This window comes from Pseudomonas fluorescens (assembly GCF_902497745.1).
Taxonomy (GTDB): domain Bacteria; phylum Pseudomonadota; class Gammaproteobacteria; order Pseudomonadales; family Pseudomonadaceae; genus Aquipseudomonas; species Aquipseudomonas fluorescens_BM.
This window is the reverse complement of sequence record NZ_CABVHJ010000019.1, coordinates 44,112-60,255: the sequence shown is the minus strand read 5'-3', so window position 1 is coordinate 60,255 and position 16,144 is coordinate 44,112. Positions and strand designations below refer to the sequence as shown.

Annotated in this window: 16 protein-coding genes and 2 pseudogenes; 7 read left to right on the top strand and 11 right to left on the bottom strand. The window is 58.6% G+C overall.

All coding sequences use genetic code 11. The features are described 5' to 3' along the window. Positions 1-61: 61 nt before the first annotated feature. Complete coding sequence (locus F8N44_RS24515; protein ID WP_150652102.1) at positions 62-1,084, bottom strand: transporter; 1,023 nt, start codon at positions 1,082-1,084, stop codon at positions 62-64. A 277-nt stretch (positions 1,085-1,361) separates the two neighbouring features. Between F8N44_RS24515 and F8N44_RS24510 the strand changes: the two genes are divergently transcribed. After that, positions 1,362-2,984 (top strand): methyl-accepting chemotaxis protein, encoded by a 1,623-nt coding sequence (locus F8N44_RS24510; protein WP_150652101.1) that lies wholly within the window; start codon positions 1,362-1,364, stop codon positions 2,982-2,984. Positions 2,985-3,094: 110 nt separating this feature from the next. Beyond that, a complete protein-coding gene (locus tag F8N44_RS24505; RefSeq protein ID WP_150652100.1) occupies positions 3,095-3,538 on the top strand; it encodes a hypothetical protein in 444 nt (147 codons plus the stop codon). 480 nt (positions 3,539-4,018) lie between these two features. Here F8N44_RS24505 and F8N44_RS24500 read toward each other — a convergent pair whose 3' ends face one another. Beyond that, on the bottom strand, positions 4,019-4,324 hold the full coding sequence (locus F8N44_RS24500; RefSeq protein ID WP_150652099.1) for a PepSY domain-containing protein: 306 nt from the start codon (positions 4,322-4,324) through the stop codon (positions 4,019-4,021). A gap of 150 nt (positions 4,325-4,474) precedes the next feature. Further along, entirely contained in the window at positions 4,475-5,602 is a 1,128-nt protein-coding gene (locus tag F8N44_RS24495; protein ID WP_150652098.1) for a glycerophosphodiester phosphodiesterase, read from the bottom strand. A 222-nt stretch (positions 5,603-5,824) separates the two neighbouring features. Between F8N44_RS24495 and F8N44_RS24490 the strand changes: the two genes are divergently transcribed. Continuing rightward, a complete protein-coding gene (locus tag F8N44_RS24490; RefSeq protein WP_150652097.1) occupies positions 5,825-6,151 on the top strand; it encodes a DUF2025 family protein in 327 nt (108 codons plus the stop codon). 125 nt (positions 6,152-6,276) lie between these two features. Here F8N44_RS24490 and F8N44_RS24485 read toward each other — a convergent pair whose 3' ends face one another. Together F8N44_RS24485 and F8N44_RS24480 are read right to left on the bottom strand one after the other, a co-directional pair. Continuing rightward, entirely contained in the window at positions 6,277-6,582 is a 306-nt protein-coding gene (locus F8N44_RS24485) for an antibiotic biosynthesis monooxygenase family protein (RefSeq protein WP_150652096.1), read from the bottom strand. Beyond that, on the bottom strand, positions 6,582-7,286 hold the full coding sequence (locus F8N44_RS24480) for a CTP synthase (RefSeq protein WP_150652095.1): 705 nt from the start codon (positions 7,284-7,286) through the stop codon (positions 6,582-6,584). The genes F8N44_RS24485 and F8N44_RS24480 overlap by 1 nt, the downstream gene beginning before the upstream one ends. A gap of 15 nt (positions 7,287-7,301) precedes the next feature. On the opposite strand from F8N44_RS24480, the gene F8N44_RS24475 reads away from it, so the two are divergent. Further along, complete coding sequence (locus F8N44_RS24475; protein WP_150652094.1) at positions 7,302-8,243, top strand: LysR family transcriptional regulator; 942 nt, start codon at positions 7,302-7,304, stop codon at positions 8,241-8,243. Here the strand turns inward: F8N44_RS24475 and F8N44_RS24470 are convergent, their stop codons facing one another. The 4 genes and pseudogenes from F8N44_RS24470 to F8N44_RS24455 all read right to left on the bottom strand — a co-directional run bounded on the left by F8N44_RS24470 (position 8,244) and on the right by F8N44_RS24455 (position 11,372). Then, complete coding sequence (locus F8N44_RS24470; protein WP_150652093.1) at positions 8,244-8,777, bottom strand: DUF1003 domain-containing protein; 534 nt, start codon at positions 8,775-8,777, stop codon at positions 8,244-8,246. It lies immediately after the preceding gene. A 186-nt stretch (positions 8,778-8,963) separates the two neighbouring features. Beyond that, a pseudogene (locus F8N44_RS32305) lies at positions 8,964-9,401 on the bottom strand (methyl-accepting chemotaxis protein); the annotation flags it as partial. A gap of 108 nt (positions 9,402-9,509) precedes the next feature. After that, positions 9,510-10,193: pseudogene (locus F8N44_RS32300) on the bottom strand (PAS domain-containing protein); the annotation flags it as partial. Between the two features lie 570 nt (positions 10,194-10,763). After that, complete coding sequence (locus tag F8N44_RS24455) at positions 10,764-11,372, bottom strand: TetR/AcrR family transcriptional regulator (protein ID WP_150652091.1); 609 nt, start codon at positions 11,370-11,372, stop codon at positions 10,764-10,766. A 215-nt stretch (positions 11,373-11,587) separates the two neighbouring features. On the opposite strand from F8N44_RS24455, the gene F8N44_RS24450 reads away from it, so the two are divergent. Beyond that, on the top strand, positions 11,588-12,643 hold the full coding sequence (locus F8N44_RS24450) for an MBL fold metallo-hydrolase (protein WP_150652090.1): 1,056 nt from the start codon (positions 11,588-11,590) through the stop codon (positions 12,641-12,643). A gap of 36 nt (positions 12,644-12,679) precedes the next feature. On the opposite strand, the gene F8N44_RS24445 is transcribed toward F8N44_RS24450, so the two are convergent. Beyond that, positions 12,680-12,997 carry an XRE family transcriptional regulator gene (locus tag F8N44_RS24445; RefSeq protein WP_150652089.1) on the bottom strand — a complete coding sequence of 106 codons (318 nt, stop codon included), beginning with the start codon at positions 12,995-12,997 and terminating at the stop codon, positions 12,680-12,682. A 93-nt stretch (positions 12,998-13,090) separates the two neighbouring features. Continuing rightward, a complete protein-coding gene (locus F8N44_RS24440) occupies positions 13,091-13,858 on the bottom strand; it encodes an AraC family transcriptional regulator (RefSeq protein ID WP_150652088.1) in 768 nt (255 codons plus the stop codon). Positions 13,859-13,970: 112 nt separating this feature from the next. On the opposite strand from F8N44_RS24440, the gene F8N44_RS24435 reads away from it, so the two are divergent. After that, the gene (locus tag F8N44_RS24435) at positions 13,971-14,786 is read left to right on the top strand and encodes a sulfite exporter TauE/SafE family protein (protein WP_150652087.1); all 816 of its coding nucleotides are present in this window, start codon (positions 13,971-13,973) and stop codon (positions 14,784-14,786) included. Between the two features lie 90 nt (positions 14,787-14,876). Then, a complete protein-coding gene (locus tag F8N44_RS24430; protein ID WP_150652086.1) occupies positions 14,877-16,025 on the top strand; it encodes a hypothetical protein in 1,149 nt (382 codons plus the stop codon). The last annotated feature ends 119 nt before the right edge of the window (positions 16,026-16,144 follow it).

Here is a 16,144-nt window from a genome sequence, read left to right as displayed (position 1 = left end):
CAGCTCCTACAGGGGGAACTCATTCCAAGGTAGGAGCTGCCGAAGGCTGCGATCTTTGCTCTTAGTAATCCCCGCGCTTGCGAAACGCCCAACGCCCGGCAATCACGGTAAACGTCGCCACCAGCGCGACCAAAATCCAGAACCCTTGCGGATCCTGCGACAACGGCACCCCGCCCACATTCATCCCGAAAAAACCGGCGATGATGTTGATCGGCAACGCGAGCACCGTGACCACCGTCAGAGTGAACAGCGTGCGGTTGCTCTGTTCGTTGAGGTTGGCGGCGATCTCTTCCTGGAGCAATTTGATCCGCTCGCCGAGGGCGGTGAGGTCGTTGATGATCAGCGCAAACTCCTCGGTGGACTTGCGCAGTTCCTTGACGTCCTCCTTCTGCAACCAGGGCGGCGGCCGATTAAGCAGGCGTAATAGCGAACCCGGCTCCAGCGCCAGCAGCCGTTGCAAACGCACCAGCACTCGGCGGTTGGCACCGAGTTCGGCACGGTTGGTCGACAGCCGCGAGGAGAGCAATTCGTCCTCGACCTGATCAACACTAAGGCTGGTTTTGCGCACGATCTGCGTCAGCACTTCACCCTGATCACGGAGCAGATGCACAAGCAGTTCCGAGGGCGAACGAAAGCGTTCGCCGGCCTTCACCGATGAGCGCAATTTGTCCACCGAGTGCAGCGGTTGCAGACGTGCACTGACGATCAGTTTGCTGCGCACACAAACCCACAACGTCGACACGTCCGAAGAAACCATGCTGCTCAGGTTGAACACTACATCGTTGACCACCGCCAGCAACGCCGAATCGACATGCTCGATACGCGTCGAGCGCGAGCCTTCGTGCAGCGCCTCGAAAAACTCTTCAGGCAATTGCAGATGACTTTTCATCCAGCGCTCGCACGCCGCGTGGGCCAGGTTCAGGTGTAGCCAGAGGAATTCAGCGTTTTCATTGTCGTCCTGCAAGCAGCGCAACGCCGTCGCCGAGTCGACTTCTCGGCCACGCTCGCCGGGCAGGAAACGAAAGCCGTAGAGCAGACCAAACAGATCAGGATCGCGATGGCTGATATCGAGGCTGTGGTTCATGAAGGCTCGCTGCGAGGAGGGGGCGTCGGTCGCGCAAATGGCAGGTTCACTGAGCCGCATCATCGCAATGTCACATGACGTTTGTGTGACAGCAAAATGACGTCAAATCAGCGACTTACCGACGGTCGGATTTTCTTCAAGAAGCGCTCTGGCGCGCCGATCACAGGTGCGTTAGGTTGCGCGCCATTGGCCATGAGCCAAGGCTCGCCGACATGGATGTCCGGCAAAATTTCACGCCTTACCGGGCGTGCCTCATCCTTGTCCTGAGTATCTTTAGATGCTGCAAAAATCCCTGAGAGCGCAAATTCTCGCCCTGTTGAGCGGCAGCCTGCTGGCGGTGCTGTTGATTGCGCTGGCCTGTTTTCATTTCCTGTCCAACGGCGTGCAAAGCTACAGCCAGTTGATCGCCGGACCCCTGCACACCTCGCAACTGATTGACGAAGCCAACCTGCAATTCAAGGTGCAGGTGCAGGAGTGGAAAAACGTTTTGCTGCGCGGCAAGCAACCGGCGGATCTGGCCAAATATTGGGGCCAGTTCGAAGACCGTCAGCGCGATGTGCAGAACATCCTCGGTGAACTGGCCAGCCAGAAAGGCATTGAGCCGAGCCTGAAAAGCCGCATCGAACGTTTGCGTGATGAGCATCGTCAACTCGGTTCCGCTTACCAGAAGGGCCGCGACGCCTACGTGGCGGCCGGTGGTGATCCGACGGCGGGTGACGCGGCGGTCAAAGGCGTCGACCGCGCCGCCAGCGATCAGATGAGCGAGCTGGTCGCCGAGTTGCGCAAGCAGGGTAGCGCGCAGTCGGCGCTGATCAGTGCCGAGGCTGATCGCACCGTGTGGCTGGGTCTATTGGTGATGCTCGCGTCGGGTCTGCTGATCGGCTTGTTGAGCCTGTGGCTGGTCAACCGCAACCTGGTCGAGCCGATTCGCAAACTCATCGATTACGTCACCCAATTGAGTCGCGGCAAACTGGCCGAACGTGTGGTCAGTGAGCGTCAGGATGAGCTGGGCAACCTCGCCGCAGCGGCCAACACCCTGCGCGATTTCCTCGCCGATACCTTCACCCGTTTGCAACGCAGTGCGTCGGATCTGGACAGCGCCAGCGGTGAGCTGAACGCCATCGCCACGACCATGGCCGGCGGCACCAACGAGCAGTTCAACCGCACCGATCAGGTGGCCACGGCGATGAACGAAATGTCCGCCACTGCGCAGGAAGTGGCCCGCCACGCCGCTGATGCTGCGCGTGCTGCCGACGATGCTGACCAGTCCGCCCAACAGGGTGAGAAGGTCATGCAGAGCACCATCCATTCGATCACGCAGATGCGCGGTGAAATCGCCAATACCGCGACCGTCATTCGTCGTCTGGAAGCTGATAGCGGCCGTATCGGCAAGGTGCTGGAAGTGATTCGCGGCATCGCCGAGCAGACCAACCTGCTGGCGCTCAACGCCGCGATTGAAGCGGCGCGCGCCGGTGAAGCCGGGCGTGGTTTTGCGGTGGTTGCCGATGAAGTGCGCAACCTCGCACAACGCACCGCCGAGTCGATCATCGAGATCAACCAGATCATCCAGAGCGTGCAGACCGGTGCGGTGGACGCGGCGCAAGCCATCGACAGCGGCCAGACGCGCAGTGACGAAAGCGTTGAACAGGTGACCCAGGCCGGCGCGATGCTGGAGCGTATCACTCACGCGGTGGAAGCGATCCGCGACATGAACCGTCAGATCGCCACCGCTGCCGAAGAGCAGACCTCGGTGGCCGAGGACATCTCGCGCAACCTCACCGAAATCACTTCGATCGCCAGCACCAACCTCGACAACGTGCAGCGCACCGAAAGCGCCAGCCAGAACCTGCATGGCCTGTCCGGGCAACTGAACGAAGTCACCGCGCGCCTGAGCGCCTGACGCCATCGACTGTGTACCGGTTCGGATACCGAGTCGGTACACAGTCGATCTCAAATTGATGCGGCCAGTGTCGATGACCGGTTATCTATAACCGGCATTGGAGCCTTTCCATGGTCAGCATCACTTCTGTTTCGATTAATCAGACCGTCACGACACCCACCAGCAAAACCGCAATCAGCGACGTCGGTGACGATACCTCAAGCACGGCAGCCGCCAGCACTGGCGTGAAAGCGGACACCAGCAAAGTGGCTGCGGGCGGTGGTGCGGCACCGGCGGGTGACAGCGATTCCAGCAGTGAAGAATCGGATTCGGTGAAGGAACTGCGCAAGCAGATTGCCGAGTTGCAGAAGCAATTGCAGGAGGAGCAGCAAGCGCTGCAAGCGGCGCAGGCGAAGCAGGAAAGTTCTGATGCCAAGGCTGCCGAAGTAGCCGCCGCACAGGCGCAGATCACCGCTACCTCGGCTTCCCTGTCTACCGCCACAGCCTCGCTGTTGCAGGCCTTGCAGGATTCTGACTCGAGCACCTCGGGTTCGCTGGTCAGCACCTCGGCGTGATGCCTTTTCCCTCACCCTAACCCTCTCCCAAAGGGAGAGGGGACTGACCGTGGTGACTATTCGAGTTACGCCGACCTGAAATATCGAGGCGCACTCAGGTCTTTGGTGTTTTCTTGTCGGCTGCAAGATTGCGAGTCGAACTCAGGTCTTGAATAACCCCCGATCGGCTCCCTTTCCCCTCACCCTAGCCCTCTCCCAGAGGGAGAGGGGACTGACCGTGGTGACTATTTGAGCTACGCCGACCTGAAATATCGAGGTGCACTCAGGTCTTTGGTGTTTCCTTGTCGGCTGCAAGATTGCGAGTCGAACTCAGGCCTTGAATAGCCCCCGATCTGCTCCCTTTCCCCCTCGCCCCCCCTGGGGGAGAGGGCTGGGGTGAGGGGGAGAAAATCTCACTGACAACACATCAATCAAGCCAAACACCAGACACAAAAAAGCCGCACGATCTTTCAATCGTGCGGCTTTTGATAGTGCGTTCAATCAAGTGTCTTGCTTGTTGCTCAACACCTTGCCAGTGGTGGCGTCGAAGTCGACATCCCATTCAGTGCCATCGGCCAAACGCAGTTCTACTTCATACTCATAACCATTGAAGTGGTTATCCAGGTCGGTGTCAGTAATAGTCGCACCCGGGTGCAGTTTCAGCGCTTCTGCGTTCATCGATTCCAGCGACTTGATCTTGCCCGACTTGACCAGTTCAGGAATCTGGTCAACGCGAACATCAGCCTGGGCCAAGCCAGCGGTAAGAGTCAGGGCAGCGGCAGTAAACAGGGCAGTCAAAGTTTTCATCTGTTCGTTCCTTGGGGTGATTCGTTTAAGTGGCCTCAGATTAACCGGCGCAACTTAACTCACCCTTAAAACCCCGAACCCAAACAAAACGGGCAAGCCATGCACCTGCACAGATCCTGTGGGAGCGTGGCTTGCCCGCGATGATTCAGATCAGAAACCGTTGTTCTTCAACACCTGATCAACAGTGCCAGCCGCCGGGCGTTTGTAGAACTTCAACAGTTCGCTGGCACGGTTGGTGAAGATGCCGTCGACACCGGCCGCCATGACTTTCTCGAAGTCCACCGGCTCGTCGACGGTGTAGACGTGCACCAGCATGCCCTGGTCGTGGGTGTACTGGTTCATCCATGGTTGCACCAGATCCGAATAGCTCTGGTCGCCGCCCTTGGTCAACTTCGCCGAAGGGCCGGTGCCGATTGCACCTTGGGCCTTGGCGTAATCCACCCATTGCTTGAATTCGGCTTCAGACTTCGGCTCTTGTTTACCGTAGAAAACGTTTTTGTCTTTCTCGCCGGATTCGGCAAAAGTCACTTTCGATTTCGGCTCGATGCTGCCCTCACCGACCCACAACAGGAGAATCTTCGGTACTTGCGGCATTTCTTTTTGCAGCAGTTCGAGGCTGTTTTTCTCGAACGTTTGCAGAATCACTTTGCCTTTGCCCTGACCAACGCCCAGTGCGCTCTTCGCTAGTTTCGAACCGGCCGGGCTCAGCCAGCCACGATCCTGCAGTTTTTCCTTGAGGTCTTTCTCGATCCCGGGAAACAGTTGCGGCTCTTTGGTCTCGATGTACAGGCCAGGCTTGTGTTGCGGATTGGCCTGGGCGATGTCGATGATTTCATCGAGGGTCAGAATTTTCAGCCCGACGTAGGACGGGCGCGCGCGATCCGGGTACTTGGTGTTGAACCAGCTGCCGGCGTCGAGGGTTTTCAGTTCGGCCATGGTGAACGCGGTGGCCGAGGCGTCCTTGCGCTCCGGAAACTTGCTGGCGACGTCGGTGGTGCGTTGCAGATTGTCGTCGTGCAGGGCGAACAACACGCCGTCCTTGCTGCGCTGCAAGTCCATTTCCAGGTAATCGGCGCCCAAGTCGCGAGCCAGTTTGTAGGACGCCGCCGTGGATTCGGGTGCATCGAAAGACGCGCCACGGTGAGCGATCACCGCCGGGTGCGGGATGCCGTTGGCGGCAGCGACCGCATCGGGATCGCTGTGGCTGGCGGCGTGCGCCTGACCGAGGCCGAGCAGCAGGCTCAGGACCAGGGCGCTTTTGGTGAAAGTAGCGGGCATGTTCGAGTTCCTTTCGCAGGGCATTTTCAAAGACGTATCTTTTAGCAACTGAATCGATTGCGTGCTATCGCAGGACCGACATAAACGTATTAAAAGCGATTTTTTCCTGCACTTTTGTGGCGCTGTTTGCAGTACGCTTGCCCACGGCAGACGCTCCGGCAGAGGGCGCGCCGCTCAGTTGCCCTGCGTGTAAACCATCGATCATCTTTCGTGAGGTTTACCATGCGCATCACCTCCCAACTCATCTGCCAGGCTGCCGACGATCTCAAGGGGTTTGTCGGCCTCAACCGCAAAACCGGTCAGTACATCGTGCGCTTCAGCGAAGATTCGTTCGGCATGGACGTGGCCGATGACGGCATTATTCCTGTGAATGAATTCGTCTGGGCGCCGGCGACAGCGCAGACCATGACGCTTAAACGCGAGTTGATTCAGTTGTTGCTGGATCAGCATATCGATGACCGGATCAACATCACCGAGCCGTTGCGGGTGTATATGAGCAAGGTTGAAGTGCCGGAGATTGAGGCGGTGCGGAGTCTAGTGCGCGGCTGAGATTATTTGTGACAGTGCGGGCCTCTTCGCGAGCAGGCTCGCTCCCACATTGGATCTGCGTCGATCACAAATCTACTGTGGGAGCGAGCTTGCTCGCGAAGGCGGCCGAAAATATGACCCTGCAATTACTGGCTGAACCGATACTCACGCTCAACGCGACACACTCGCGTATGAAACGCCGAATACCATTCGGAGCGCCCACGCTCCTGAATCACCCGATGCTCAGGATGCTGCCGCCACGCCAGAATCGCCGCTTCGCTCTCCCAATACGACACCGTAATCCCGGCGCCATCCGCCCCCCGAACCGACTCCACACCAAGAAACCCCGGCTGCTCACTGACCAACGCAGCCATGCGCTCAGCCGCCTCGGCATACCCATTGTCACCCTCGGTGCGAGTCGACGTAAAAATCACTGCAAAGCAGGCAGTCATCAACGTGCCTCCCCACAAGCTTCAACAAACGCGCGCACCAGCGGCGGCATCTGCCCTTTGAGCGCGGCACGTTCCGGCTGAAACAACGTCGCGACAAAGAACCGCTGATCCTTGAGTTCAATCGCGCGCAAATCTCCCGACGAATCATGACCCACGGCGTGTAGCCGATCGTTCAATAGTTCCCGTTCGAACAGCGGATTCACACCGAAGCGGCAGCGATAACCTTCACGAATCTCAGACGTTTCGTACGCTTTGGCGATCAACGAACCGGGCACCAGGTGAATACTGTCCACCGCCTCGACCAGCGAACAGGTCAACGGCGTGAGTACCGCGCGCTCGGAGTCGGGCGATGTTTCACCATGTTCCGCATCGACCCAGCCCATTACGTTGCGGGAAAATTCCAGCACCGCATGCTGAAAACCGCCGCAGGTGCCGAGGAAAGGGCGCTGCTGTTCGCGGGCAAAGCGGATCGCGCGCAGTGCGCCGGCTTCACTTTTGTAGGGACTGGCGGGGACGCACCAGAAACCGTCGAACCGATCGAGCGGTGTATCGGCGTGGATCTGCACGGTGGACAACCATTCGAATTGCACGTCCCGGTTGAGGTGTTCGGCGACCAGCCCGAGGGCGACGGGAATGGCTTGGTGAGCGGTGACTTGCGGGTCGTAGTCGCCGATCAGGGCGATACGGACGGCGCTGTTTTCCATGGGAATTCCCTGCGCTTGTTGATTGATGGCACTCACTATAGATTGGCGTTCACGCACTCAATATGGGCGTTTACCCAAGTGATCAATGCAGCGACGCACTATCAGCTCGATTATCCCGATCTGGCCCTGATTCTTGCCTTGGTGCGCGGCGGCTCTCTGGCCCGGGCCTCGCAGTTGCTGAAGGTCGATGTGTCGACAGTGTTCCGCGCCGTGCGCCGTCTCGAAGCCGCACTGGGCCAGCAACTGTTTGAAAAAAGCCGCGCCGGCTATTTACCGACAACTCTCGCACAAACACTGGCCGAGCAAGCCGAACGCGCCGAACAGGCACTGGACGCCGCGCGTATTGGTGTAGAGCAGGGCGGCGAAGTGGTCAGCGGCACAGTGCGCCTGACCTGCACCGATTCGGTGTTGCAAGGCTTGCTGCTGCCGGCGCTGGCGCAGTTCATGCCCAATTACCCGGCACTGACCATTGAGCTAAGCACCTCCAACGATTTCGCCAACCTCAGTCGCCGCGATGCCGACATCGCCCTGCGCCTGACGCGTACACCGCCCGAGCATCTGGTCGGACGGCAACTGGCGAAGATTTCCTACCGGGTCTGCGCCAGTTCGCGTTATCTGCAAAATGTCGATGCGGCGGATCTGGCGGCGCTGACGTGGATCGCCCCGGACGACTTTCTACCCGATCACCCGACGATTGCGTGGCGTCGCCAACACCTGCCCGGCGTCACCCCGGGTTATCGCTGCAACAGCATGTTGTCGGTGACGGAGCTGGTTCGCGCGGGCCTCGGCGTTGCAGCATTACCGGACTTTCTGATTACCGAGGGTGTGCAGGCGTTAAGCGAGCCGCTGCACGGTTACGACACCGCGCTGTGGCTGCTGACCCGCCCGGATTGCCGGGCGTTGCGTTCGGTGGTGACGTTGTTCGATGAGTTGGGGCGAGCGCTGCGTTTGCCGTGATCAGCGCTGCGGGTTCTGGCGCATGTGATCGTGCAGCTCGCTGGTCAGGCTGGCGATGCGTTCGGTGAGCTTTTTGGTCATCTCGGTGAGGCGGGTGTTCTGCTCCAGCAGCTCAAGCAACTGCGCAGTGTTCTTCGCCGCTTGGGCCTGACGCTCGGTATTGGCCTGTGCCAGCGCTTCACGATGTTGCGCGTCGGCATCAGCTTGTGCCTTGTCGCGCGCGGCCTGGCGTGTTTGCGCGAGCAAAATCAGCGGCGCGGCGTAGGCCGATTGCAGGCTGAAGGCGAGGTTCAACAGGATGAACGGGTAAACGTCGAAGGTGGTCACGCCAAACACATTGAGGCAGACCCACAACAGCACAATCAGGGTTTGCGCACCGAGGAACATCGGCGTACCGAAGAACCGCGCAAACGCCTCGGCGCGCAGGGCGAACGTGTCGTTGCCGAAGGTGGTGTTGAGGTGGGCATGGCGGCGGTGGAAGCGCAGGTGATCGACGGGGACTGCTTCAGGTGTTGCGGGTTTTTCAGTGGTCATGATGCACTCGGCAGGGCGTGGGGCGTTTAGTCACTATAGCCCTGCGTTGTGGCGACCGGACCCTTCGCGAGCAAGCTCGCTCCCACAGGATCAGCAGTCGGCACACAAAAATGGTGGTCGACTCAATCTCTGTGGGAGCGAGCCTGCTCGCGAAGGTCGCGCCTCGGTCTACTGACCCTGCATCGATTACCCCGGCACCCGCTCATTGGCAAACATACTCACCGCATCCACCGCCTCACTGGCGCCATCACGAATCTGCAGAATCACCGTGCCCGCCTGATTCGCCAACTCGACCCCTTCAGCCGCGCGACCCCGGGTGCCTTCCATGCTCTTGATGGCCTGCCGGGTCTCGTTCTGGATCAAACCGATCATGTTGGAGATCTCTGCCGTCGAACCACTGGTTCGAGCCGCCAATTGCCGCACTTCGTCAGCGACCACGGCAAACCCGCGCCCCTGTTCACCGGCGCGCGCGGCTTCAATCGCGGCGTTGAGCGCCAGCAGATTGGTCTGGTCGGCAATCGCGCGTATGGTGTTGACGATGGCGGTGATCTGCTCGGAGCGTTCACCCAGTTGTGCAATCAGCGTTGAGGATTCGGCAATGTCTTCGGCGATCTCGCGCATTTCGCTGGCGGCTTGCTGGATCACCTGCGTACCTTGCTCGGCGACTTTTCGCGTCGCTACCGAGATGTGATACGCCGCGCTGGCACTGCGCGCGTCCTGCTCGTGTTGCTCGACGCGGGAAGTCACGTCTGAGGCGAATTTCACTACTTTGCACAAGCGTCCGGCAGCGTCGTAGACCGGGTTGTAGTTGGCTTCGAGCCACACCGTTTGCCCGCGTTTATCCACGCGTTCGAACTGACCCTGGAAAAGCTCGCCCTGATTCAAACGCCGCCAGAAATCCTCATAGGCGCTGCTGTTGACCAGTGCCGGTGTGCAGAACAAACGGTGATGTTTACCTTTCAGCTCGGCGAGGGTGTAACCCATGCGCGTCAGAAAATTCTGATTGGCTGTGAGAATACTGCCGTCGAGATTGAACTCGATGACCGCCATTGCTCGGTCAATCGCTTGCAACTTGGCATTGGCCTCACTTTCCTGCTGCACCTTGGCGGTCACGTCCATGGCGTACTTGACCACTTTCACAACGCGTCCCGACGCATCTTTGATCGGGTTGTAACTGGCTTCGAGCCAGATCGGCTGGCCCTTGCTGTCGACCCGTTCAAACGTACCGGACTGGAACTGGCCGTTTTTCAGGCGTGACCACAAATCCGTGTATTGAGCACTGCGGCCGAATTCCGGTGTGCAAAAACGCCGATGCGGTTGGCCGATCGCTTGTTCGGCGGTGTAATCCATGGTCTTGAGAAAGTTGTCATTGGCGCGCAGCACCACGCCATCGAGGTCGAACTCGATCACCGCCATCGAGCGATTGATCGCATCAAGCAGGCCGGCTTGTTCAGTGAGGATGCGCTGAAGGTCATCGATGACGGATTTGTGGCGATTGAAGAACATGTTCGCACTACTCTGGAATTGGGGAGGATCGAGGATTCAGTCCCTATTTCCGCGCCGGCAGACCGAATGCGCGGGCGGCATTCGGCAATGACTGCTCAGTGCCAGTATTCCTTAGCTGGCAGATGGCTACTTATACAAAAATTCATAAACTTATACAAGAAAGTAATTGTTTGTAATTTTGTATAACTTTTTGGGGGTTGGCGTTGTCCGTCGCAGTCCTGCTCAGGGTAACGCTGATGGTGTTGAGGCCCTTGTGTTTAGCGGTGTAGAGCGCTTTATCGGCATCGTCCAGCCAATCGAGGGCATCCTTGTACAAGAATTGATGGCGAGCCAAACCGATACTAAGGCCCACTCGCAACTCTGGCACCTGCGGATGACAGCATGAATTCAATGGTTGACCCATCGCGCCATCAACCCTCCAGGCCTCATGCAGCGGCAACTGGCAGGGTCACGCAGAGCGGGTTACAGGAGAAGGGCGGATTAGAGTTGATAGCAGGCGAGAAACATTTCCAGTGCCGATTCGGCTACGGTGTTCTGCATCTCGACATCGAGGGCGGCTCGGCCCATCGACATCTGTGGCCAGAAACCAAAGGTTTTGAGCAACCCTTGGACCTGATGCGCGGCGAACTCCGGATCGACCGCTTTCAGCCTACCGTCCGCCTGCGCGGCGCGAATCCACACGGTCAGGCCTTCCTCACGCTCGCCCATTCGCTCCACCATATTCTGCGCGCGCTCCGGCGAATGAATGGTGGCGGCAATCGCCACCCGGGCCAGGGTCAGAAAATTTTCGTCAGCCATCAACTGCACCTTGGCCTGCAGCATCTGCCGTAATTGCTCGCGCAACGGCTGATCGCGGCTGTAGGTCACTGCTTGCTCGGCGCTGATTCGTGCCCACAACTGGTTGAGAATTTCGGCGAACAACTCCTCTTTGCTGGGGAAATGGTTGTACACCGTGCGCTTCGACACACCGGCAGTAGCCGCGATTTTGTCCATGCTGGTGATCTCGAAACCGTGGGCACGGAATTCGGCAATCGCCGCCTGAATAATGGCTTCGCGTTTACGGTCGGTGAGGCGCTGTGGAGCTGTCATGAGTACGCTTCGGCAGGGAAAAGATGAAATTACACTTGGCAGTTTACTTGTCATCCGCTTTGATGCAACCTAGAAACTACACCGAGCAGTGTAATGTTGCGTTAATCCTCGCAACTTAAAAAACAGAAGTTCGGCCTTTGCGTGCAGCTTTGGCCATTTATCGTCCCACCGTGGAAAAACCGTGAATTGCGCGGTTTTTCTGGAGTCATTCAGTCATGGCCAATCCAGTTTCGATCCCGGATAACACATCCACGCCTGAAGCCTCGCGGCAGAATCAGGGGCTGTTTCGCAACCATGCGCCCGTACAGCGCGAAGGTGTGCGCAAAATGCTGCGGATCATGTGGAACATGATTTTCCACAAACCGCGCAACACTCGGCCCGCAGCGCCGATCCCGGTGCAAGCATTGACTCGGGAAGAGCTGTTGGCAGCGCCCAACCACAGCGTCTATCGCCTCGGTCACTCGACCTTGCTGCTGAAGCTGCGCGACAAATTTTTCATCACCGACCCGGTCTTCGCCGAGCGCGCATCGCCGGTGCAGTGGGCCGGCCCGAAACGTTTCCACCAGCCACCGATCAGCATCGACCATTTGCCACCGATCGAAGCGGTAATCCTGTCGCACAACCATTACGACCACCTCGATTACCATGCCGTGCTCAGACTGGCTGCCAAGACCAACCTGTTCCTGACCCCGCTGGGCGTCGGCGATACCCTGATCAAATGGGGCATCGAAGCCAGCAAAGTCCGCCAATACGACTGGTGGCAGGGCGCAGAGATTGCCGGCATCCGCTTCGTCGCCACACCGTCACAGCACTTTTCCGGCCGTGGTCTGTTCGACGGCAACAGCACCCTGTGGGCATCGTGGGTGATGATCGACGGCGATACACGGATCTTCTTCAGCGGCGACAGCGGCTACTTCGATGGCTTTAAACGCATCGGCGAACAGTACGGCCCATTCGACCTGACCCTGATGGAAACCGGCGCCTACAACGTCGAATGGCCGCACGTGCACATGCAGCCCGAAGAAACCCTGCAAGCGCACATCGACCTCAAGGGCCGCTGGCTCTTCCCGATCCACAACGGCACCTTCGACCTCGCGATGCACGCCTGGCACGAACCGTTTGACCGCATTCTGGCACTGGCGTGGGAACGCAGTATTTCCATTACCACGCCACAGATGGGTGAGGCGTTTAACATCACTCAGCCGCAACGCGGTGAGGCGTGGTGGTTGGCGGTTGAAGGGGAGAGTGAGGCGGTGGTGCAGAGCGTCTGATAGCTCGCCCAGTTCGCCCCTTCGGGGGCGATTGTCTTACTCAGCCATCGCAAAATCCCCACGCCCCATCGCTTCCGACGACACGCCCTGAACACTCGCACTACGCCCCGGCGCAAACCCGGGAAAGAACACCAGCCCCCGCGCCTCGAACCTATACGCCAACGCCAGTCGCGCCGCATCCGCTACATCCTGCTGCGCTTCAAACCGTTGAATGTCTTCAACCGAAACCTCAGCCTCCCGCGATAGCTGTTCCACGCTCCAGCCCAGCATCGCTCGGGCCTGGACGCAGTGCGTCGGGGTGAACTGGAAAAGGGCAATGCGTTCGAGGATGTGGTTCATCGCAAGAGAGGCCATGGTGTGCTCCGGGCTCAAGAGTGCTGATTGAAAATGTACTGTGTTTTTGTACAGTTGTTTTCGGCCGGGATCAAACGCATTTTTTGATTTGCGCTAATTCGCCGCCTCCAACCAGACGGACGGTGCCTGCCCGAGGATCCGCCGGAACATCGTCGAGAACGCCGCCGGGCTCTCGTAACCGAAGTCCAGCGCGATACGCGTCACCGCTTCACCGGAGGCCAGTCGCGCCAGCGCCAGAACTACACACGCCTGCTGCCGCCATTGCCTGAAGCTCAATCCGGTCTGTTGCCGAAACATCCTGTTGAAGGTGCGCAAGCTTATGTGTAACTGCTCGGCCCAATGCTGTGGAGATTGATGGGCGTACGGCTGATGCAGAAAGTTCTGACACAGAGACAGGAGCTTTCCGTCAGTCGGTAGCGGAATGTGCAACGGCAGCGGCGCACTGCGCGTCAGCTCATGCAACAACAGGTCAATCAACACGCCATCGCGTCCGCCCAAGTCATAGGTCAGCGGTAACTCCACCGCCTCCATCAGCAAATGCCGCATCAACGGCGACACACTGATCACCTGACAGCGCTCCCCCAAATCCACTGCAGCGGGGTCGATGTACAAGCTGCGAGTGCTGACCCCAAGCATCAACACCTCATGCGCCACCCCCGACGGAATCCACACCGCCCGCTGCGGCGGTACCACCCAGTTGCCGTCATGGGTGCTGACTTGCATCACACCGGTCGCGCCGTACAACAATTGCGCCCGTCGATGTGTATGAAATGGCAACAACTGACCGTGGGAATAATCCGTACCGATCGCCACCACCGCGCGCGGCGTGTCATCCAGCAGATTGATCGAAACATTGCGCATCAGGCGTTTCCCAGTGGTTGGCGTAAACGCAAACATTATTGGCTGACTTGCTGAAGCAGGCCAAGCGCCACCGCTCTATCGTCGACCGCTCTCCCATTACGGACGCCTCGACATGTTCTATTTACTGCTGACCCTCTTCGGCTGCCTGACCGGCATCACTGCAGTCCTGTTCGGCTTCGGCGGCGGCTTCGTCGTGGTGCCGCTGCTGTATCGCCTGCTCACCGCCAGCCACGGCGCCGACGATCCGATCGGCCAATCGGCGATGCACATCGCCGTCGCCACCTCGACCTGCGTGATGATCTTCAACGCACTGATCGCCACCGACAAACATCGTCGCGCTGGCAATCTCATCCGCCATTACCTGTGGCCGTTGGGAGGGTTCATCGGAGTGGGTGCGGTCGTGGGTGCAATAGCGGCGGCGTGGGTTAGCGGCGACGTGATTCGCTATGCGTTCATCGGCTACCTCGGCGTGACCATTATCGATTGCCTGTTACGACGCGGATTCCTCACTCAAAATGCAGATGTCATCCCACGCCGACTTGGTGTTATGGAAAATTCTGTAGGTGGCGTAGGCATTGGCGCCATCGCGACGTTTCTCGGTGTAGGAGGCAGCGTCATGACCGTGCCGCTGTTGCGCCGTTGTGGATTGAGCATGTCGCAAGCGACGTCCATGGCCAATCCTTTAAGTGTGCCGGTGGCATTGGCCGGGACGCTGACGTACATGGCGTTGGCCGGGTTCAGTCAGGCAGAACTGGGGGCGTGGTTTATCGGGTATGTGGATCTGCTGGCGTTTGCGGTGCTGACGGTCGGCTCGCTCATCGGGATTCGATTGGCCGCACCATGGATTGGGCGGATCCCGGATCGGGTGCATGCGCGTGTGTACATCGGGCTGTTGCTGATGGTGATGATCAGCATGTGCTTGAGTTGAAAGCAACAGCGCTCGATTCCCTCGCGCAACCTCGACATAATCCGCAGCTTCTTTTGGCGGGCAGTTGCTCGTTTATTCAAGGATGAAGTGATGTTCCGAGGATTGTTACGCCTTTTCGCTGTTCTTTTTCTGATGGGGTTGTTTGTCTCGACTGCAACGTGGGCCGACAACGGCGCGCAGGTGTACACCGGCACCTTGGGTAAAGCGGCCATCGTCCTCGAAATAAACACTCGCACTGGAGACGGTCGTTACTTCTATAAGAAGTATCGCAAGGATCTGCCACTCGACGGTGCCCTGGACGGGGAAACACTGATGCTGGAAGAAGGTTCGCGGATGGAAGATTCGCGCCCGACCCTTCGTCTGCAGCCGACAACTCATGGTTGGTATGGCGAGTGGACGAGTACCGCTGGGAAAATCCTGAAGGTCGAGTTAGAACCAGCCGTCATCCCCGATGTACCCGACGATGCCTTGCCCTTTTTCACCACTCTTCACGACAAGTACCCTTACGAATATCTGCGACTGCAGGGCGTCACCCTCAAAAAAGGCAAGACCGACACCTTCATGGGCTACACGCTGCAGTGGTGGACCGAGCCGAAGACAGACACTTCTCTGTTCGAAGTGGTGACCGGTTACTCCCTCGAAGAGCGTCGACGTATCAACCAACAATTGATGGCGCGTTTGTGGGGCGAAGTGTTGTCGTCTTATGGCTGTTCTGGAAGTTATGCGCAGTGGAGCCAGCCACTGTGGATGTCGCCCACAGTGATGAGTGTGCGGATTTCATCGGACTATTACTGTGGCGGTGCCTATCCGGATCAAAGCCACGACGCGCTCAACATCGATACCAAGACAGGCAAGCTTCTGACCCTTGATGATGTTTTGTGGGTGGGGCAGGGCAAGCCGTTGCACTACGAGGAATATGAAGATTTCGCCGCGGGCTCACCCGGCTCTTCGACAGCGTGGTCGAACTACCGCAACACTGAACTGGCACCTTGGTTGGTCGCACAGTTGCTGAAACTCTACCCAAACGAAATGACCGTCACCCCCGAGGGTGAAAACGATTGCGGCTACGACGAGGATTATCCCTGGCATTATCCGGGTTGGTACTTCACGGAACAGGGCATCAAGCTCGAGCCATCATTTGCCCACGTCGCGGCGGTCTGCGGATTCGTGGACTGGAGCGTTCTGCCGTACACAATCGTCAAACAACATCCGGGCGGGATTGCACTGCAACTGCCTTGAGGTGGCGTTATCTTTCAAGCGCAGACTCTCGATTACCATGCGTAACCCCGCCATAATCGCCGCGAATTTATCCGCGCCGGCCCTCCAATGCCGGCGCGGCCTCCGCCTCTTTCAAGGAA